The sequence below is a fragment of the Paraperlucidibaca sp. genome (genome assembly GCF_982810325.1).
Genome location: NZ_CEYEMI010000024.1, coordinates 1 through 19,327 on the forward strand (window position 1 = coordinate 1; position 19,327 = coordinate 19,327).

A 19,327-nucleotide genomic window follows, 5' to 3' on the forward strand; every position below is an offset into this window, starting at 1 on the left:
TGCTAGCCAATGTCGGGCTTTATCACGAGCAGGTAAGCCCGCTAACTCCAGCGGCAACATGACGTTTTCTAGCGCACTTAAATGCGGTAAGAGCTGGAAGCTTTGGAAAACAAAGCCGATCAATTGCTGGCGTAATGCCGCGCGCGCATCCTCATCTAGAGCGCCAAGCTCATGGCCGGCCAGAAGCACTTGGCCCTGACTGGCAGTGTCCAATCCCGCCAACAAGCCCAGCAGTGTAGATTTGCCTGAGCCCGAGCTGCCAGTAATCGCTACACTCTCGCCGGCGTTGATGCTCAAGTTGATGTCATGCAGTATGACCAGCTGACCGTCGTGCATGGGCACCGATTGCTGGAGCTGGCGCGTTTCAATCAAGCTTGGAGTTGCCGTTTTTATGTCTAAAGTCATGTCTACCTGGATACGAAATCTGTGTGGTGTCGTACTTTGCTTGGCCATCATGCCGGCTTCGGCCGCGACTGTACTCATTTACGGCGATAGTATCAGTGCGTCATACGGAATGGACATTGAACAGGGCTGGGTCTCGTTACTCGACAAGCGTTTAGCGAAACGCGCGCCTGGAAAGCATCAGGTAATAAACGCCAGTGTTAGTGGTGAAACTACGGCTGGCGGTTTGCGCCGCTTGCCGGCTTTGCTCAAGCAGCACACGCCCGATGTCGTGGTGCTGGAGCTCGGCGCCAATGATGGCCTGCGCGGACAACCACCAAAGCTGATGGAGCGCAATCTGGCGGCAATGATCCGCTTGTCGCAACAGGCCGGTGCACGTGTGGTGCTGCTCGGCATGCAGATTCCGCCGAACTACGGCAAGGCTTATACCAATGCATTTTTTGCCGTGTTTCCGAAGGTGGCAAAAGCAGGAAATATTGCCTTACTGCCATTTTTTCTCGATGGCGTTGGCGGAGTGCCAGAGTTAATGCAAAAAGATGGCCTTCACCCCAATGCTAAGGCTCAGCCCAAGCTCTTGGAGCAGGCCTGGCCACTCATTTTTCAACATTTAGCTGAGTAACTCCGATGACATCTTCGATGCCGTGGCGCCCTAACGTACCAGGCGATTACCGCGGCCCTCGCATCGCGCTCATTCATGGCTTTATGGCCGGCGTGCACATGCAATGGCATTTGCTTCGCTTCCTGCGCGAGCATGGTTTTGCCGACACCACCTTATATAGCAACCATTTGAGGCCTGCCTCAATCGCCAAGGATCTAGCGCCAGCAGCGCAGGCAGGGCGTCCCATTGTGCTGCTTGGTTACAGCCAAGGCGGCATACAGGTGATGAAGGTCGCCAAGTTACTGAAGGCGCAGCAGGTCAAATGTGATCTGGTGATTTCGTTGGCAGCGGGTGGTATTGGGCGTTGGCATCCCGCTCAATGGGGCTTTAATGGCCGTCGAGTGCCTGCAAATGTGAGTCGCTACCTTAACTATTTTGCTGCCAACGATAAGCTGGGCACAGATCGCCGCAAGGCTGATAATCTAGCGCACGCAACGTCTGACAATACGCGACTGGAGAACATTGCTTACTCCGAAGCGGCGGGTGTTGATCATCTCAGCATTGCTCGCTGTTATCCGGCGGAGCGAGTGCTGCCAGAGGTGAAGGCTTTGTTTCTCGACAGACTGCTCAATGAGCTTGCCGAACTTTCCTCATGAGCTTGTGCAAGCCAATACGCCATCAGGTTAATCCATGCTAATTTTCTTTATCTGCCTAGCCATACTGATTCTTGGCTATAAGTTCTACAGCCCCTTTGTTGAGAAGCAAGCTGGCATCGACCATGAGGCGATAACGCCGCAGCAGCGTCTGCATGATGGTGTTGACTATGTGGCCATCAGTCCAGCCAAAGCCTTTCTCATTCAGTTTTTGAATATCGCCGGCATTGGCCCTATTTTCGGCCCCATCCTTGGTGCGTTGTACGGCCCGATAGCGCTAGTCTGGATCGTGATTGGCAATGTGCTTGGCGGGGCGGTGCATGACTACTTCTCTGGGGTCATGAGCCTAAAAGAAGATGGCAAAAGCCTGCCCGAAATCGCTGGCCATTATTACAATGTGGTGTTCAAAGGCGTGATGTTGGTTTTTACCTGCATGTTGCTGTTCTTTGTCGGTGTGGTGTTCATCATGAGCCCGGCGGGGCTACTGAGTAATTTGCCGTATTTTGAAGGCACAATACTCGCGGGCAACACCTTCTGGGTGCTAGCGATATTGGGCTACTACTTTCTGGCCACGCTGCTGCCCATCGATAAAGTCATCACCAAGCTATATCCGCTGTTTGGCTTGCTCATGATTGTGATGACCAGCTTAATCGCCATTGCGCTATTGCTGGAAGCGCCACACCTGCCGCAAGCAAATGATGTTTTCGCCTATTTCGATGGCCATCATGCACACGATTTACTAACGCCAAATCCTGATGGTCTGCCAGTTTGGCCATTACTATTTTTGACGATTACCTGTGGTGCCATCAGTGGATTTCATTCCACACAATCACCGATGATGGCTCGCTGCCTGACCAATGAAAAATACGCGCGCCCGGTGTTTTACGGCGCGATGATGTGCGAAGGCATTGTTGCCTGCGTGTGGGCGCTGGCGGGCATTGCTGCGTTTCCCGGCGGCTATGCCGAGCTCAAGGGCATACTCGATTTAGGCGGCCCCGGTTTGGTGGTGAGCCATATCGCTACCGGTTATCTCGGCGCTTTTGGTGGGATCATGGCCATTCTAGCCGTGGCAATTTTCCCGGTTACATCCGGCGACACGGCATTTCGCTCATTACGCCTGACCATTACCGATGCCTTTAATATCAAGCAATCTGCCGCGCACAGATTAGCGCTAGCAGCGCCGCTATTGGGCATTGCCTACCTAATGACATTGCTAGACTTCTCATTGATTTGGCGTTACTTCGCCTTCTCCAACATGCTGCTGTCGACCAGTGTCTTGTGGTTAGCCAGTAAGTACCTGATGGATAGAGGCACGTTTCATTGGGTTGCGAGCGTGCCAGCGGTGATCGGTACGGCGATTACGGTGTCTTATATCGCCACTGCCGGAGTTGGCTTGAGCTTGTCGGAGGCCTACGGCAAACCCATAGGCATAGCGGTTGCTGTGTTGTGCTTTATTGGGCTGCTTATTCATCACAAAAAGCGCCTAGCCAGCACCGAGCGTGTGTCATGAGCCCGAAGCAACGCTTGGTATTACAGGCTGTGCTTTATGAGGCATTTGCTATTGCCTTCGTGACGCCGGCCTTGAGCTTTATGTTTGATGAGCCGGCTTCTTCAACAATAGGCCTTGCCGTGCTTATGTCGAGTATTGCGCTTGGCTGGAACTATGTATTCAACACGATATTTGAGCGCTGGGAAGCGCGCCAGTCGGTGCGAGGCCGCTCACTAGCTCGGCGGTTAATGCATGGCATTGGTTTCGAGGGCGGCCTTGTGGCTATCTTGGTTCCAGTGGTTTCCTTCTGGCTAAACACCTCATTGCTGAGTGCGTTTATGGCAAACCTGGGCCTTTTAGTGTTCTTCTTTGTTTACGCCATTGCTTTCACGTGGCTTTTTGACCGCGTATTCGGTCTGCCCGAGTCCGCTACAAAGTAGCCGCGCCTCGTTTAAGCCGCAGTAGTTTTCGTTTGCAGATAGGCCAAAATCATCTCAATAAGGCCGTTTTCTACATCTTCTTCCCGCCACATAGAGTTCTCTTGGCTAATCAAACGCACCATGGTGAAGATGGTGCTATTGACGATAATGAATATCCGCACCTCGAGGTTTTCTATCGGGTACTCGCGGTAATACTTCAAAAAATAGATGCGCGATAATTCGAGAAAGTGCTGCTGCAGCGCGTTGGCGACTTTGTCGGTGGGCAGGCGGTGCCAGTTTCTAGCGAGCTCAAGATACAGCCCATTGCGCGAATTCAGCATGGTAAAGCCGTAATGAATGGCGCCTGTGACTAGGTCACGCAAGGTGCTGGTTTCGCTAATCGGTAGACGCTGCAGGCCTTTACCAATATCACTCGCCATATTGTTCATCAGGGCTTCAATCAAGGCTTCTTTGCTGCTGAAGTATTGATACAGCGAGCCCACACTCACATTGGCAAGCTCTGCAATACGCGATGTGGTGGTGAAATCTAAGCCTTTTTCGATGATGCAACGCGCTGTGGCATCGATCAGCGTATCGATCATTTGCCGCGAGCGTTCTTGCTTAGGTGTCTTTCTCATACCGACTTTTTCATACTAAATACTCATAACGCGAGTTGAATGCGAATGCAGGTTCGCATTAATGTTCAGGCATAACAACTACCTCAGCTCGTACCTTAGATGCTGATGAGCCTGCGCTAATGATTCCTGAATGAGTACAACGATTATGACCAGCACCGTATTGATCACAGGCTGTGACACGGGTATCGGCAATGCCACGGCGCATTATTTTCAGCAACAGGGCTGGAGTGTGTCAGCGACCATGCTTATCCCAGAAAGTGAAACTACGCTGGCTGCGTTACCGCGAGTTATCTGTCCAAAATTGGACGTGACAGATAAAGCCAGCATCGCGCTAGCGGTTGCAGAAACGCTGAAGCAGTTTGGTCGTATAGATGCCGTGGTGAACAATGCAGGTTACGGTCTTATCGGCGCGTTTGAGACTTTGAGCGATGAGCAAATTCGGCGCCAGTTCGATACCAATGTGCATGGCTTAATGGATGTCTGTCGAGCCGTATTACCTCATTTTCGTGCACAAAACAGCGGTGCCTTGATCAACGTATCCAGCATGGTTGGCCGTATCCCACTGCCGTTTTACAGCATCTATAACGCCAGTAAATTTGCCGTCGAAGGCTTCTCTGAAGGCTTAATTTATGAACTTGAGCCATTCAATATTCGCGTTAAATTAATTGAGCCAGGCTCGGTGAAAACCGCCTTTTTTCAAGGCTCAAGTGATCGTGAGAACAGCACTGGCGAGCGTGCTTATGCTGAGTTTAGCCAAGCTCAGTTAGCCGTCATGGATGAAATTGGCGCGAATGGCACAAGCAAAGAGGCTACGGCTGAGGTTATTTTCAAATCGGCTATCGATCAAAGCAGTCGCATTCGCTATTCGGTAGGTCTTGATGCAAAAGTCCTTATGGCCGCGCGCCGAGTGTTGCCAGACGCGGTGTTTATGCAGCTGATTAAAGCAGGCTTGAGTCCTTCGCTATTTACCAATGCTCGGCGCCGGCTTTATCAACTGCAAAAGTAGTTTATGAGCGACATCACCTTGATCGATGAATGCCGCCGTAAGCTGCGACAAAACGCAGTGCTAACCCGTGTTGCGCATCCCCGCGGCAATGGCGTTCACCGTTCGTAGCAGCGGCGGCAGCCATCTTTGCCGCTCATCCTCTGATGTCGATTCATCGCGGTAGCGCCGCAGCAAGACGATCTGAATATGGTTGAGCACGTCGAGGTATGGGTTTCGCCGCACCATCGACATGCCAATGTATTCGTCGATCTCGACCAAAGACTCGGCTTTTGCCACCTGCAATAACTCATCGAAGGCCAGGAAATATTCGGCGCGAATAGCCTCATAAATTGGCTGAGCTTGCGCTTGATCGGCAACCAAGCTGGCATAGCCATGCGCAATAGTCATCTCGCCCTTGGTTAGCGACAGCTGCGTGTTGCGCAACATGCTGTGAAAAAACGGCCAGTCCTTAAATAGTGTGTGCAGCAATTCTGGCTGATCTTTGTGATTTTCTCGCCACGCTTTTAGCGCTGAGCCGATGCCAAACCACGCGGGTAATGTGTGACGCGATTGCGACCAGCCAAATACCCAGGGAATCGCACGCACAGACGATTTCGATAGGTCGCCGACTGTACGCGAGGCGGGGCGTGAGCCGATATTCAGCAGGCCAAGCTCTCGCACAGGTGTTGCTTCGAAAAAGTAGTTGAAGAAAAACGGTGTGTCGTCGGTGAGTTCGCGATAAGCCTTTTCACCAAAGGCGGCGAGTTCGGCCACAACTTGCTCATGCTCAGCGGGAGCCGATTTATGGCCCATGACCAAATGCGCGGAAGCTTTCATCAAGCCAGTCGCACCCATGGTGATCTCATAAATGGCGGTTTCGGTATTGCTGTATTTTGACGACAGCACCTCACCTTGCTCGGTAAATTTGATTTGGCCTTCTACTGTGCCAGCAGGCAGCGATAGGATGGACTCGTGCGTGGGTCCGCCGCCTCGTGCAACGGTGCCGCCACGGCCATGAAACAGACGGCATTCGATACCATTCTTCTGAGTGATCGATAGCACGCGTTTCTGCGCGTTATACAAACTCCACACCGATGCCAGCGAGCCGCCATCTTTGCAGGAGTCGGAGTAGCCCAACATCGCTTCTTGTAGGTCGCCAGAAACGCGTAGCAGCTCACGATAAACCGGGTTTTCGAAGAGGACACTGAGTACTTCTTCGATCTGCTGAAGATCTTCAATGGTTTCAAATAAGGGTGAAATCTGAATATCACAAAACCACTTGGCGTCGCGCTTGCCGGCTAAGCCAGCCAAGACGGCTAGGAACATTACCTCCATAACGTGGCTAGCTTCATGCGTCATGGAGATCACGTAGGTGCCAAAACAGTCGCGGCTAATGATGTCGATGAGCTCGCGCTTCACCTTAAATACCATAAGGGTTTCGGCAGATTCAGCGGGCAAGGCAGCCATATCGATAGCTTTATGACTGCTACCGATAAGCTTAGTTAGCAGAGCCATCCGGCCCGTTTCATCCAGCGCCAAATAGTCGGTGCCGGGCTGTAGTTGCTTGAGAATATCCGCCACGGTATTGCTATGGCGCGTCGACTCTTGGCGCACATCGAGCTTGCATAAGTGCCAGCCAAAGGTTTCAGCTAAACGAATGAGATCTTTGACCTCACCATCGGCAAGTAGTTGATCACCGGTGGCTATCAGCACATCGCGGATGCGATAAAGGTCATCGAGAAAGCTATCTTTATTGGCATAGGCAAGCGCCGATAAAGTGATGACTTTCTTGTCCTGAATAGCGCTTATGTAGTCCAGATAATGCTGCAGGCGCTGGCGAATAATGTGTAACTTGAATCGGTATGGCTCTTCGGCAAAAGCCTCGTTGACTGACCTGTCTACTGAAGACAGGTCAAAATCGGCCGCATCCTGATGCAAGCCTAGCGCGTCGTAATTAATTTCTGGGCAGAGCTGGCTAGAGTGGGTAAGTACGCGGTCCAAGCTCGCTAAGCGATCAAGGTATTCCTGCAAAATAGTTTGTGTTGCCGAACAAACCGCAAAGCGAGTGATCTCATGAGTGACATGGGGGTTGCCGTCACGATCACCGCCGATCCATGTGCCAAAACGAAAAAGGCTAGGCACGGTTACCGGTGATTGTGGATTTTTTTCGTTGAAAACCGTATCCACCGCGCGTTCAAGATGGCGGTAAGCCTGCGGCACGGCATCGAAAATAGACGCGCTAAAGTAATAAAGACCTAAGCGAATTTCGTCATGAACTTCGGGGCGAGTAGTGCGGACTCCATTGGTTTTAAGCAGAGATAAAATGACCGATTTAGCCTGCCTAAGTAGATGGTCACGATCAACGCCCGATGCGTTAGGACGGTCCATCTCCACGCAAATTAGAAAAATTTTGCGCTGCAAATCCATCACCGTACGGCGCTTAGCTTCAGTCGGGTGAGCCGTAAATACCGGCATATAAATTAGTCGATTGAGCAGAGTCTGTAAGTCATCAGGGCTCATGTTCTGGTTAGCAAACTCATGCATGGTGTCATTGAACGATCCTTGCCATAAGTGCGAATCTCGCCGTACTTGCTTACGGCGCTGCTGATGCATGTGATTTTCTTCAGCAATATTGACTAGGCTGAAGTAGAGGTTGTAAGCGCGCACGACAAAGTTCAACGTGGCTGGGTCGAGCGAGCGCACTAAAGTCATGAGCTTGGCGTATAGCTTCGGGCTATGTTGCGTGCGCAATTTAATAAAGCCTCGGCGCAGAGTCTCCACGGTATCGAAGACGTGATCGCCTGTTTGTTCTTTGAGGACTTCGCCTAGCAGGTTGCCAAACAGTCTTACGCGGGCACGAAGGGCTTTATCGTTGTCGTTTAAGCTTTTTTTCATAGTGACACTAAATCCGAAAGTAAAAAATGTAGATGCTCGACTCACCTTAACTGCCTTATACAATGAACCACAACTATTGCGCCGCATTGCTGCGGTGTAAGCTCATTTGACCGAGCACCATGATTGGAGTCAACTCAGTGACGCACTCTCAGTATCGAATAGAAACCGATAGCCTCGGTGACGTTGAAGTTCCGCTAGAGGCTTTGTTCGGCGCTCAAACACAAAGAGCGGTGAGTAATTTCGCCATTAGCAATCTGGTGATGCCCAAGCGCTTTATTGCAAGCCTTGGCCTAATTAAAGCTGCTGCGGCAAACGCCAATACAGAGCTTGGCTTGCTTGATGAAGATATTGGCAAGGCAATTTATGACGCGGCTATGGAGCTGGCCAAAGGCCATCATAGTGAGCAATTTCCAGTCGATGTTTTTCAAACTGGCTCCGGCACCAGCACTAATATGAATGCCAATGAAGTCATTGCAACCTTGGCCAGCCGGCAGCTACAGAGGCCTGTGCATCCGAATGACATGGTGAATTGCAGCCAGAGCAGCAACGATGTCATTCCCACTGCAATTCATCTCAGCGCACAGTTAGCGCTTGAGCAGCAGTTACTGCCGGCGCTAAAAAGCTTAATGGCGATCACTCTGGCAAAAGAGCAGGCCTTGGCCGGTCAGCTAAAAACTGGCCGCACGCATTTGATGGATGCCATGCCGATTAGCCTCGGACAGGAGCTGTCTGCTTGGCGAGCACAATTGGAGCTAGCGCTTGCCCGCATTAGCGATAGTCAAGAGCGGCTGTGCCAGATCGCTCAAGGTGGCACGGCGGTAGGTACTGGGGTGAACGCACCCGAGCAGTTTCCGCGACTGTTTGCTCAGCATTTATCGAGCCTTAGCGGCAGCTCATTTCGCACTGCCGATAACTTATTTGCCGCACTCAGCAGCCAAGATACTGCGGTCGAAATGTCGGGCCAACTCAAGGCATTAGCGGTAGCGCTACTAAAAATTGCCAATGATTTGCGCTGGATGAATAGCGGCCCACTCGCGGGCTTAGGTGAGATCAGCCTGAAGGCTTTGCAGCCGGGCAGCAGCATCATGCCAGGCAAGGTAAATCCGGTATTGCCTGAGGCAGTGGCGATGGCTACGGTGCAGGTCATGGGTAATGACACGACGATTACGATGGCAGGCGCATCGGGCAATTTTCAGCTCAATGTGATGCTGCCAGTGATTGCCTACAACTTGCTGCAAAGCATCGAATTACTCGGCGGTAGCTGCCACGCATTAGCCGCTGCGATTGGTGAATTTACGGTTAACGCCGATGTGCTAGAGCAAAATTTGGCGCGCAATCCTATTTTGGTCACGGCGTTGAATCGCGAAATTGGCTACAGCAAAGCCGCTGAAATTGCTAAGCGGGCCTATGCTGAGAAGCGGCCAGTGTTAGAGGTAGCTATTGAGATGACGGAGTTGGATCCGGCTTATCTGGCGGGGTTATTAGCGCCAGATAAGCTCATCTAAAACCAGCTGAGTTAATGGCCCAGGGCATTTGTATTTTTTAACTGTGCGTGTATCGTTGCCAACACTAATTACCCACCTGCAAGAACTTTCTTGAGCATGGCAGCATTCCAGCAAGCAGCTAAAAGGCGTCGCTTATCACTATCCATGATGGTGATGCTGCTGTTGCATTGGTCGTTTAGCTCCTGCGCGGCATTGGCCGATAGGCTGTGCGTTGAGCCAGATGGTGTGGTGGTGTGGGAGCAGTCTGGAGATCCTTGCCATTCAGCGCTCGCGGAGCATGCTAGCGATACACCGTGCGTAGACTTTCAAGCTCAAGATGGCCATGACGATCACGCATCGGTCTATTCAAAACTGCAGCTGACGGACCCACCGCTGGCCACTCAGCCGCTGATGCTGAGCTGGCTCAATCCCACCATCGCTTTTTCGCATGTGCTAAAGCCAGATTCTACTGGCCCACCGGTTAAAGCCTTTTCGATCATCATTCGCGATACTGCCTACCTATATATTTGATGCTTCCTGCTGACTGCCGGAGACAGGCTTTTGCCTGTCATCTTTTCGTCTTCAGGAAATCACTATGTTTCGCTATTTTTCACTATTTATCCTGCTCGCGGCGCCACTGTGCTCTGCAACATCAGCTGCCGCAGGCTTAAGCCTTTTTGACGCAACTCAACGTGTACTGGCAAAAAACCCACAAATCGCTCTTAGCAATGCGCTAGAGGCGGCGGCTAGCGGCCGTGTTGTGCAGGCCGGTGTATTGCCTAATCCGGAGTTGAGCTATGAGCTCGAAGACTTCTCTGGCGACACGAATCGTTCTGCGAGTGATGCCACCACAACGTTTAGCTTAAGCCAGCAGTTTTCCTTGCCCGGTAAGCGCAGTGCTCGCCAGGCGCTAGCTGAAGGCGAGCAAGCGCTTGCGGCGCTCGACAGCCAAGCTCAGCGATTGCGGTTAATTCGCTTAACGCGTGAGCGCTATATCGACGCTATTGCTGCGCAGGAAAAGCTCGCTGCATCTGAGCAAAATTTGCAGCTGGCGAGACAAACGCTGGATATTGTTTCGGCGCGTGTGAGTGCCGGCAAAGTCTCGCCCATAGAGCAATCGCGGGCGACGGTTGCCTTGAGGTCGGCGCAACGCGAGCTGGCTTTGCAGCAGCAATGGCGGCAGCTTGCACAGCGTCGTCTAGCGGCGTTATGGGGCGAGGCTAAGCTCACTGAGTCATTGCTCGATGAGCTTGTGCTACCACCGACGCTAAGCGAACTTGAAACAACTAATAGCAAAACGCCGATCCTTCAGCTGGCCGACAGTCGTGTGCAAAAAGAGCAGGCGGCATTGCGTTTAGCGCAGGCCGAGCGAGTGTCAGACTTCACTCTTATGGCGGGCATGAAGCGTGAGGCTGGTAGCCGTGCAGAAAGCCTGCTTGTTGGGGTGTCGATTCCCATCCCGCTGTTTAATCGAAACCAAGGCGCAGTGCTCAGCGCCAAAGCCAATATTGCTGCGGCAGAGGCTGATCAAGCACTGCTGAATCAAGAGTGGCGCACTCAGCGTGATCAGCTTGAGACGCAGCGTGCGGCGAGTTTTCAGGAGGCGGCGTATCTGCGCGATGACGTGCTGCGCTTGGCTCGCGAAATCGCTGAGGCTACGCGGGAAGGCTATCAGGCCGGCAAGTTTTCATTGCTCGATTTGCTCGATGCGCAGCGCAGCCTAATCGAATCTCAGAGCCTGTATCTCGCGGCTCGACTCTCATTTCATCAAAGCGATGCAGCACTCAATGAGCTGCTTGGCCTCGCTATGTCTGCCGGAAATACATTATGAAAATTAGCCAAAATTTATCACTGCTATGTGTCGCTGTGACTGTTGGTGCTGGGGTCATGTGGTGTGTGTTGGAGTACAGCCCGCTTAAGCATCAGCATGAAATGCACCTTGGTTCAACGAAGCAGTCGATGGCAGAGGAAGGAGATAGCCATGCTGACTCTGGGCATGTGAAGCTAAGCGAGGCTCAATTACAGGCCAGTGACTTAGCGATTGAAACGGCGGCAATGGCCGAATTTGTCACAGCATTGGCACTGCCTGGACAGCTGGTCTTAAGCACAGATCGTGAGGCGCGAATATCGTCCCCAGTCTCTGGCACGGTTCGCTCAGCACCCATCCAAATTGGTAGCAAAGTGCAAGCTGGCGATGTCTTGGCGACGATTGAAAGTGCGCAACTTTCAGATGCTTCAGCGCGTTATTTGTCGGCTAAAGAGCGTTTAGATTTGGCGCAGTCGCTGTTTGCTCGTGAGCAGTCGCTGTGGCAGAAAAAGATCAGCGCTGAGCAAGACTATTTGGCCGCTCGCGGCGCACTAGCGGAAGCTCGTATCGAGGCGCAGAGCGCGTTGCAGAGCTTGATGTCATTGGGACTTAGCGAGAAACATGCGCGGGCATTAAAGGCCGGCAGTAACTTGGCCCGCTTTGCTTTAAGAACGCCTATTTCGGGCACTTTACTGAGCAAAGACTTAACGCTGGGCGAAGCAGTCGGCAGCGATAAACCCTTGTTTCGAGTCGCCGACCTTTCCGTGTTGTGGATAGACCTAGCCATCCCGGTGAATGACTTAAGTCTTGTGCGTGCAGGCCAACCGGTATGGGTTAGCAATAAGTCGGGGCAGAAAACGAAAGGTCAGGTGGTGTTTGTGCAGCCCGAGCTGGATTCGGCTAGCCGAAGTGGTTCGGTGCGAGTGCAGATCGATAACGCGCAGGGCGCTTGGCGATCGGGTGAGTTTGTCGATGCGATGATTCAAACCGACGAGCCTAAGCTGGCGATTAGCGTGCCTGTCTCGGCCATTGTGATGATTGAAAATGAGCCATCGGTATTTGTTAAAGGCAGTGAAGGTTTAGCTCCGCGCGCGGTGAAGGTCGGTAATCGTAGCGGCGATCGCCAAGAGATTATTAGCGGTTTGAGCGCGGGCGAGCGCTTTGTTACGGGCAATGTCTTTGTTCTCAAAGCCGATCTGAGCAAATCGGAGGCTGAGCATGCGCATTAATACCTCTAGCGCAGATCAGGGGCATCGCCATGCTCGATAAAGTCATCGGCTTCTCGCTAGCGCAACGCTATTTGGTGGTCATGGTCGTGCTGCTGATGGCAGGCTTTGGCGTGTATTCGCTGCAGAAATTACCTATCGATGCCGTGCCAGACATCACTAATAACCAAGTGCAAATCAATACGGTGCTAGCGGGCTTATCGCCAGAGGATATCGAAAAGCAGGTGACGTATCCGATTGAGAGTGCGCTGGCGGGCATTGCTGGCCTGCAGTCGACACGGTCGTTATCGCGCAATGGCTTTTCGCAAGTCACCGCTGTTTTTAACGATGATGTCGATATTTACTTCGCCAGAAATCAGGTCACTGAACGCCTGAACGAGGCCAAAGAGTTGCTACCTGAGAAGGCATCGCCGCGTATGGGCGCGATCTCCACCGGCCTTGGTGAGATCTATATGTGGGCGGTGAAATTTGCCCATCCGCAAGGCCAAGGCGCTCAGGTCAATGATGGCAAACCAGGTTGGCAGGCCGATGGCAGCTACCTCACGCCAGAAGGTGAATCTTTACGCAGCACGGTGGCGCAGGCCGCATATTTGCGCACGGTTCAGGACTGGATTATTCGCCCGCAGCTCAAAGGCTTGGCCGGCATAGCGGGTGTGGACAGCATTGGTGGCTTCGATAAGCAGTACCACATCCAACCCGACCCGCTAAAACTACGCGCGTATGGTTTGTCGCTAAGTGATGTGGTTGAGGCGCTAGAGGCGGCCAATCAAAGCCGTGGTGGTGGCTATATTGAGCAGCGTGGCGAGTCCTACCTTGTTCGTGTCGATGGCCGTCTAAAAACCATCAATGACATTGCCAACACGGTAGTAACGACGCGCAGCAATACGCCTGTGTATGTGCGCGATATCGCTAACGTTGAAATTGGCGAGGAGCTTCGCACCGGTTCGGCGAGCGAGGATGGCCAAGAAGTTGTCATTGGCACAGCCTTGATGCGCATTGGCGAAAACTCGCGCAAGGTAGCCATCGCGGTCGATAACAAGCTCATTGAAATACGTCGAAGTTTGCCGCCGGGCATCGAAGCGCAAACGGTGTTAAACCGCAGCAAATTGGTCGACGCCACGGTATCTACGGTGGCGAAAAACTTAGGCGAGGGCGCGCTGCTAGTCATTGTCGTGCTCTTTCTTATGCTCGGAAATGTCCGCGCTGCGCTGATCACGGCGCTGGTCATTCCGCTCACATTTTTGCTGATGAGCACAGGTATGGTGAAGCTCGGCATTAGCGGTAATTTGATGAGCTTAGGCGCGTTAGATTTCGGCCTGATTGTCGATGGCGCCATCATTATTGTAGAGAACTGCTTAAGTCGGTTGTCGGCCAGTCAACGTCGATTGGGGCGGCAGTTGAGCCTGGAGGAGCGGCTGTCTGGCGTGCTGGCGGCCACGCGCGAAATGGTGCGGCCTACGGTGTTTGGCCAGGCCATTATCATCACGGTGTATTTGCCGATACTGGCCCTGGAAGGCGTTGAGGGGAAGATGTTCCATCCGATGGCAGCGACGGTTATCTTGGCGTTGCTGGCTGCCTTTATACTATCGCTGACCTTGATTCCGGCGCTAATAGCCATCTTCTTTACCGGAACAATTGAGGAGAAAGAAAGCCGACTATTGAGCAAGGCACACGCGCTCTACACGCCGGCGTTGGCATGGGCGATGCGATGGCCGCGTAAAGCCATTGCCATTGCGATGGCATCGTTTGCTGTGGGCATCGTAGTCTTTACGCAGCTAGGCCACGAATTCGTGCCCACGCTAGATGAAAAAGACATCGTCATGCACGCTTTGCGCATCCCGAGCACAGGCATCAAGCAATCTACCCAAATGCAATTGCAGGTGGAAAACACCGTTAAGCAATTCAAAGAAGTCGCTTTCGTTTTCTCCAAAACAGGCACCGCCGAGATGGCAGCAGACCCTATGCCGCCGAGTGCATCCGACACCTTCATTATTTTGAAGCCGCGTGAGCAATGGCCAGATTCAAGCCTGACTAAACCTGAGCTCATCGAGCGCATCGAGCATAAAGTTAGCCAGTTGCCGGGCAATAATTATGAGTTCACGCAACCGATTCAGATGCGCTTTAACGAGCTACTTTCCGGCGTCAGAGCCGATGTTGCCGTTAAAGTTTTTGGCGATGAGTTTCCGCAAATGCTCGCTTCGGCCAATCAAATTGCCCAAGCGCTGCGCGGCATAGAAGGCGCAAGTGAGGTCAAAGTTGAGCAAGTCGAAGGCCAGGCCCTGCTCGATATCGACTTTGATCGCGATGCCTTGGCGCGTTTCGGCCTACGCATGGGCGATGTGCAAGACATGGTGGCCGCGGCTATTGGCGGCAAGCAGGCGGGCGAGATATTTGAAGGCGATCGTCGTTTTGCTGTTGTCGTGCGCCTGCCCGAAGCCGTGCGCACCGACCTTGATCAGCTCCGCGCATTACCGGTAGCAGTAAGCACTGCTGCGGCTGAAAAAAGCTTCGTCACCCTCGGCAGCATTGCCTCGCTAACGTTACGAGATGGCCTGAACCAAGTCAGCCGAGAAGACAGCAAGCGCCGTGTTGTTGTCGCGGCCAATGTCCGCGGTCGCGACTTGTCATCCTTTGTGGAAGAGGCTCAGCAAGTCATCGATGAGCAAGTGCGCTTACCGGCTGGCAGTTGGCTGGACTGGGGCGGGCAATTTGAAAATCTTCAAGCCGCCAAATCACGCTTACTGGTAGTCGTGCCAGCCTGTTTCGGCCTCATTCTCATCTTGCTGTTTATGGCCTTGGGTAGCGTACGCCAGGCATTGCTGGTGTTTACCGCTGTGCCGTTGGCGCTGTCTGGTGGCGTGTTGGCATTGTGGATTTGCGGCATCGCATTTTCCATTACTGCCGCCATTGGCTTTATCGCGCTTTCGGGCGTGGCGGTGCTCAATGGTCTGGTGATGGTCAGTCGCATCAATCAACTCCGCGCTGAGGGCATGGAGTTAACACTCGCTGTGGAACAAGGCTCATTGTCTCGCCTGCGGCCGGTACTCATGACCGCGATGGTGGCCTCGCTGGGCTTTGTGCCGATGGCGCTCGCCACGGGCACCGGCGCTGAGGTGCAAAAGCCGCTGGCCATTGTCGTGATAGGCGGCTTAATCACCAGTACATTACTCACGCTCGTGGTGTTGCCCGCGATATACCGCCTGATTGAGCGCTTGAAATAGGAGAAGCGCTAGCGCATCGATTTACGCTCAATCATCGGCGTGATGCCCTCACGCAAGATGCGCTGAATTTCTAAAATCGCGCTCGCGCTTTGCTGCACGCTATGGCCGGAAGTAATGACTTTCTCGGATGCAGCGTCAGGTAGATGCGAGCTGGTGTAGGGCACGATGCCGTCGTCGGACTCAGCCAGTGGCTGAGCCGGGTTGGCCCTAGCCACGATGGAGTGATAGCGCACCTTGGGTGAAATCTCAAAGCTCGCCGCGGCTTGAATGAACGGGTCTTTTTCATCGAGGCTGTCGATGCTATTGGGCAGCAGTTGCAGGCTTTCGCGGATGTTGGCGGTCACGTTGGGCACGACGGTTTCAGCAACTTCCTCCAGCACCGTAATGGGCAGGCGAATAAACCCCGCTATCCAACGCCCTAAACGACTGCCGGCGGCCGCTGTGCCCTTGTGCGGGGTTGCGATAAACATGGACGTGCTGACGTGAGGGAAGGGCTTAAAGCGCAGCATTGGCGCCATGCCCTTAATCTGCCGCGCCGTTAGCTTTCGCTCTTCTGGGGCGATGTTTTCCAGCGACTCATTGGATGTGGAAATCATCAGCCGTGCTATCAGGCCGCCCATGCTGTGGCCTACCAACACCAAGTTAGATGATGCCGGTGCCGCACCGGAAGGGTCGAAGTGGCTCAAAGTATCGGTCAGCGCCTTGCGAATCATGGCGTGATTTAACACGATCGGTAAATTGGTAGGGTAGTAAACCTGCCAAATTTGATAATTCTGACGCAGCGCATCATCGCCCAAGATTTCGTTGGCGAGCTCAACCCAAGCCTCAGGGCTACTGGCCAGACCGTGCAGCATAACGATGATGCGTTTATTGGGATTATAAGGCTGCATCAAGTACACGTGAGGACGGTCAATGCCGCCATCTCGGCCAAGTAAGCTCAGCAGCGATTGTTGATTAAAGCCGGCGCGAGCTAGCCACACGCCATAGCCTGCGGTGAAGTTAGCGGCCAATGGCACGGGCTGGCCATGAATCTGTACGGTTGATTTAGCGTAGGGGTCATCAATCGTTAAGCGAGCGCTGTGCGCACTCAGCACGGAGCTCAAGTCATCGCCATCTGGATGCAATAGGGCGGTCAAAGAGGCAGCGGGCATCTCGCTCCACGGCAAGCGATCGCCGTTGCGCTTTTTCGGCCGCCCCGTTTGCGTTGGCGCGGTGTTGAGCGATTGATTTGGCATGATGGCAATGAGCTCTGCACCAAAGCCATCGCGCCGATACAGACTGCGCAGGCCGCGAAACGATAACGATGAAGCCGGCATCAGTTCGTCTGGTAATACCACCTTGCCTGGCAGATGAGCTCCGCCCAAATCTGTGCGAATCTGCCAGCCAGCGATTTCACGGATAGCGTTTGCAGGTAGCGGGTTGGCTCGCTTATGCAACAACTTAAAACTAGCGGTGACTGCCTGCTCGACCGAGTAGTTGTACCAATCACGAATTTGCGTTTGGCGGTCTTCAAATGCGCGCTCGCCAGGTGTGCGGTCGCCGAAAAATAAATAGGCATAGCTGAAGCGGATTGACTCAAACCAAGCGGCGTATTGCGCCTCTCCAGGGTCAGAGGCCTGAGCGCGAGCCAGCCATAATTCTGCGAGTGCTGCTAGGCGTTGATCGGTAGAAACGTCAGTCACGCCAGCGAGTGCATCAAGGCATATCGTGGCTATGGGTGTAGCGCAGAGCTCGGCGTCTAATGCCGCCACGCGCAATGTCTGCTTCGTTGCATCGCTGATCTCGCCACGGGTAAGAATGTCGCCGCGCTTGAGCTCAATCGCCTCGCTTGCGTCCAGCACATTGATCGTCACCGCTGGTGCGAATCCTTGCAAAACTGAGCAGCCGCCTAATAGCCAAGATGTGCCTAAGAACAGTGCCAATAGGCGTTGGCGCGATGTACAGGTCATTGGTGCTGAAATCCGAAAATTGACGGTTTAATTCTACATTATTTAATAACAATACGATTAACTATTTAGGCCATATATGTTGTTGTATTTATGTCCTTGCTGGTCAGGAGCGCCTTAAAATGTTATGGTGGTGCATGTTTTTATTAAATATTTATTAAAGTTAGTGTTGAAATATACTAATTAATTATTAAGGCGTGATGCGAGGTCAAGCGTGTTTCAGCTATCTGAATTTATCAGCAAGGAGAACCACGAATGTCGACAACAGCAGAAGCTCAGCTATCCCCAGAAGTAGCATCCTGGATCGATCCGACCATGGACTCCGTGAAGGGCACCGAAACACCGAAAGATCCTAATAAAGGCTATATTGCGCTGCTTGGCTGGAGCGTTAATGCCATTCGCGCTGCTCAGCAATTTGACCGTCGCTATATCGTAGTTGCACCCGATTGGGCAGAAGATTTTTGCACGGCAAATAAAATTCCTTATATATCCTGGAACTTTCTTAGATTAAATGACAGCTCTTTAGAAATAGCGCAAAGATTAAAGGCTGAAGGCGTCGATGTTGCCATTCCGCTATTTGAAGAAACGGTTGAATGGTCTGGCGCTATTAACTCAGTTTTACTTAATAGCCCACGTATGTTTGGCCAATCTATTTTATTTCGCGATAAATCATTAATGAAACGCCGTGCTCAACTTGGCGGCATTCGCGTGGGTATTTTTGAAGAGGCGAACGAGAAAGACGACATTATTCGCTTTATGAAGCGCGTCAATCAGACATTGCTCAAGCTCGATGGCGATCCAGACGATCCCATCCACGTCAAAGCCTTTGATAAAGCCGGTTGCCTTGGCCACCGTATGATTCGCACGATTGCCGAAATTGACTCCATTCCAGCCGAAGAGTATCCGCTGTTAATGGAAAGCCATTTAGACGGCTGGGAGTTCGCTGTTGAGGCGTGGATTCACGATGGCAAAATCAAATTTCTCAATATTTCCGAATACGTCACGCTCGGATATTCGGTGTTTGTGCCGGCAACAGACAGACTCGAAAGCTGGCGGCCGGCTATTACTAAACAGGTCGAGCTACTGATCAAAACCTTCGATATCAAGTTTGGTTTGATTCACCCCGAATACTTCGTCACCTCCGATGGTGTGATGTATTTTGGTGAGGTCGCGTATCGACCACCAGGCTTCAAAGCCTTTGAGCTTATTGAGAGAGCCTATGGCTTCAATGCTTATCAGGCGTCAATGTTGGTGTTTGACCCGAAAAGCACGGAAGAGGAGGTCGATGCCTTCTTCCCGCGTGAAGTGATCGATGCGAAGGGCCATGCCGGCTGTTTCGGCGTATACCCAAGGCGCCGCGTGGTCAGCAAGTTAGAAATGCCAAAAGAGACTACTGAGCATCCTTATTTTGAGTCTCATGAATTGGTCGCGCCAGCCGAAGAGTCCGTGCCTGATCGATCAGCTTTCGGCACCCATTGGGGCTTGATTTTCTTCTTTGGAGACAACCCTGAAACCATGCGCGATCTGCTAAAAGCTCAGGAAGATTTAGACTTTTTCGTGTAGT

Annotated in this window: 15 protein-coding genes; 11 read left to right on the forward strand and 4 right to left on the reverse strand. The window is 52.5% G+C overall.

What is annotated here, in order from left to right; translation table 11 throughout:
• Nucleotides 1-405 (reverse strand): ABC transporter ATP-binding protein (locus AC3DKE_RS08610; RefSeq protein ID WP_487990454.1); only part of this gene is annotated, 405 nt, incomplete at its 3' end.
• Between AC3DKE_RS08610 and AC3DKE_RS08615 the strand changes: the two genes are divergently transcribed.
• The 4 genes from AC3DKE_RS08615 to AC3DKE_RS08630 are packed head-to-tail and all read left to right on the forward strand — an operon-like array spanning nt 392 to nt 3,582.
• On the forward strand, nt 392-1,021 hold the full coding sequence (locus AC3DKE_RS08615; RefSeq protein ID WP_487990455.1) for an arylesterase: 630 nt from the start codon (nt 392-394) through the stop codon (nt 1,019-1,021). The genes AC3DKE_RS08610 and AC3DKE_RS08615 overlap by 14 nt on opposite strands.
• A 5-nt stretch (nt 1,022-1,026) precedes the next feature.
• Complete coding sequence (locus tag AC3DKE_RS08620; RefSeq protein WP_487990456.1) at nt 1,027-1,656, forward strand: alpha/beta hydrolase family protein; 630 nt, start codon at nt 1,027-1,029, stop codon at nt 1,654-1,656.
• Nucleotides 1,657-1,690: 34 nt separating this feature from the next.
• Nucleotides 1,691-3,163, forward strand: a complete 1,473-nt coding sequence (locus AC3DKE_RS08625) for a carbon starvation CstA family protein (RefSeq protein WP_487990457.1) — start codon at nt 1,691-1,693, stop codon at nt 3,161-3,163.
• Nucleotides 3,160-3,582, forward strand: coding sequence for a PACE efflux transporter (locus AC3DKE_RS08630; protein ID WP_340675240.1), 423 nt, complete (start codon nt 3,160-3,162; stop codon nt 3,580-3,582). Before AC3DKE_RS08625 ends, AC3DKE_RS08630 begins: the two co-directional genes overlap by 4 nt.
• A gap of 11 nt (nt 3,583-3,593) precedes the next feature.
• Here the strand turns inward: AC3DKE_RS08630 and AC3DKE_RS08635 are convergent, their stop codons facing one another.
• Nucleotides 3,594-4,199, reverse strand: a complete 606-nt coding sequence (locus tag AC3DKE_RS08635; RefSeq protein ID WP_340675241.1) for a TetR/AcrR family transcriptional regulator — start codon at nt 4,197-4,199, stop codon at nt 3,594-3,596.
• A gap of 130 nt (nt 4,200-4,329) precedes the next feature.
• Between AC3DKE_RS08635 and AC3DKE_RS08640 the strand changes: the two genes are divergently transcribed.
• The gene (locus AC3DKE_RS08640) at nt 4,330-5,205 is read left to right on the forward strand and encodes an SDR family oxidoreductase (RefSeq protein ID WP_487990458.1); all 876 of its coding nucleotides are present in this window, start codon (nt 4,330-4,332) and stop codon (nt 5,203-5,205) included.
• A gap of 60 nt (nt 5,206-5,265) precedes the next feature.
• Here the strand turns inward: AC3DKE_RS08640 and ppc are convergent, their stop codons facing one another.
• The gene (gene ppc / locus AC3DKE_RS08645) at nt 5,266-8,079 is read right to left on the reverse strand and encodes a phosphoenolpyruvate carboxylase (RefSeq protein WP_487990459.1); all 2,814 of its coding nucleotides are present in this window, start codon (nt 8,077-8,079) and stop codon (nt 5,266-5,268) included.
• Nucleotides 8,080-8,216: 137 nt separating this feature from the next.
• Here ppc and AC3DKE_RS08650 point away from each other — a divergent pair, with 137 nt between their 5' ends.
• The 5 genes from AC3DKE_RS08650 to AC3DKE_RS08670 all read left to right on the forward strand — a co-directional run bounded on the left by AC3DKE_RS08650 (nt 8,217) and on the right by AC3DKE_RS08670 (nt 15,817).
• Nucleotides 8,217-9,584, forward strand: coding sequence for a class II fumarate hydratase (locus AC3DKE_RS08650; RefSeq protein ID WP_487990460.1), 1,368 nt, complete (start codon nt 8,217-8,219; stop codon nt 9,582-9,584).
• 96 nt (nt 9,585-9,680) lie between these two features.
• Nucleotides 9,681-10,094, forward strand: a complete 414-nt coding sequence (locus AC3DKE_RS08655; RefSeq protein ID WP_484216587.1) for a hypothetical protein — start codon at nt 9,681-9,683, stop codon at nt 10,092-10,094.
• Nucleotides 10,095-10,158: 64 nt separating this feature from the next.
• Nucleotides 10,159-11,394 (forward strand): TolC family protein, encoded by a 1,236-nt coding sequence (locus AC3DKE_RS08660; RefSeq protein WP_487990461.1) that lies wholly within the window; start codon nt 10,159-10,161, stop codon nt 11,392-11,394.
• Complete coding sequence (locus AC3DKE_RS08665; protein WP_487990462.1) at nt 11,391-12,599, forward strand: efflux RND transporter periplasmic adaptor subunit; 1,209 nt, start codon at nt 11,391-11,393, stop codon at nt 12,597-12,599. The genes AC3DKE_RS08660 and AC3DKE_RS08665 overlap by 4 nt, the downstream gene beginning before the upstream one ends.
• A 29-nt stretch (nt 12,600-12,628) precedes the next feature.
• Nucleotides 12,629-15,817, forward strand: a complete 3,189-nt coding sequence (locus AC3DKE_RS08670; RefSeq protein ID WP_487990463.1) for an efflux RND transporter permease subunit — start codon at nt 12,629-12,631, stop codon at nt 15,815-15,817.
• An 8-nt stretch (nt 15,818-15,825) separates the two neighbouring features.
• On the opposite strand, the gene AC3DKE_RS08675 is transcribed toward AC3DKE_RS08670, so the two are convergent.
• Nucleotides 15,826-17,766 carry an esterase/lipase family protein gene (locus tag AC3DKE_RS08675; protein ID WP_487990464.1) on the reverse strand — a complete coding sequence of 647 codons (1,941 nt, stop codon included), beginning with the start codon at nt 17,764-17,766 and terminating at the stop codon, nt 15,826-15,828.
• 252 nt (nt 17,767-18,018) lie between these two features.
• Here AC3DKE_RS08675 and AC3DKE_RS08680 point away from each other — a divergent pair, with 252 nt between their 5' ends.
• Nucleotides 18,019-19,326, forward strand: a complete 1,308-nt coding sequence (locus tag AC3DKE_RS08680; RefSeq protein WP_340675250.1) for an ATP-grasp domain-containing protein — start codon at nt 18,019-18,021, stop codon at nt 19,324-19,326.
• The last annotated feature ends 1 nt before the right edge of the window (nt 19,327 follow it).

Bases quoted from the DNA above. Each gene is read 5' to 3' on its own strand.
- AC3DKE_RS08615 (WP_487990455.1), top strand. From the start codon at position 392: ATGTCTAAAGTCATGTCTACCTGGATACGAAATCTGTGTGGTGTCGTA.
- AC3DKE_RS08620 (WP_487990456.1), top strand. From the start codon at position 1,027: ATGACATCTTCGATGCCGTGGCGCCCTAACGTACCAGGCGATTACCGC.
- AC3DKE_RS08625 (WP_487990457.1), top strand. From the start codon at position 1,691: ATGCTAATTTTCTTTATCTGCCTAGCCATACTGATTCTTGGCTATAAG.
- AC3DKE_RS08630 (WP_340675240.1), top strand. From the start codon at position 3,160: ATGAGCCCGAAGCAACGCTTGGTATTACAGGCTGTGCTTTATGAGGCA.
- AC3DKE_RS08635 (WP_340675241.1), bottom strand. From the start codon at position 4,199: ATGAGAAAGACACCTAAGCAAGAACGCTCGCGGCAAATGATCGATACG.
- AC3DKE_RS08640 (WP_487990458.1), top strand. From the start codon at position 4,330: ATGAGTACAACGATTATGACCAGCACCGTATTGATCACAGGCTGTGAC.
- ppc (WP_487990459.1), bottom strand. From the start codon at position 8,079: ATGAAAAAAAGCTTAAACGACAACGATAAAGCCCTTCGTGCCCGCGTA.
- AC3DKE_RS08655 (WP_484216587.1), top strand. From the start codon at position 9,681: ATGGCAGCATTCCAGCAAGCAGCTAAAAGGCGTCGCTTATCACTATCC.
- AC3DKE_RS08660 (WP_487990461.1), top strand. From the start codon at position 10,159: ATGTTTCGCTATTTTTCACTATTTATCCTGCTCGCGGCGCCACTGTGC.
- AC3DKE_RS08665 (WP_487990462.1), top strand. From the start codon at position 11,391: ATGAAAATTAGCCAAAATTTATCACTGCTATGTGTCGCTGTGACTGTT.
- AC3DKE_RS08670 (WP_487990463.1), top strand. From the start codon at position 12,629: ATGCTCGATAAAGTCATCGGCTTCTCGCTAGCGCAACGCTATTTGGTG.
- AC3DKE_RS08675 (WP_487990464.1), bottom strand. From the start codon at position 17,766: ATGACCTGTACATCGCGCCAACGCCTATTGGCACTGTTCTTAGGCACA.
- AC3DKE_RS08680 (WP_340675250.1), top strand. From the start codon at position 18,019: ATGTCGACAACAGCAGAAGCTCAGCTATCCCCAGAAGTAGCATCCTGG.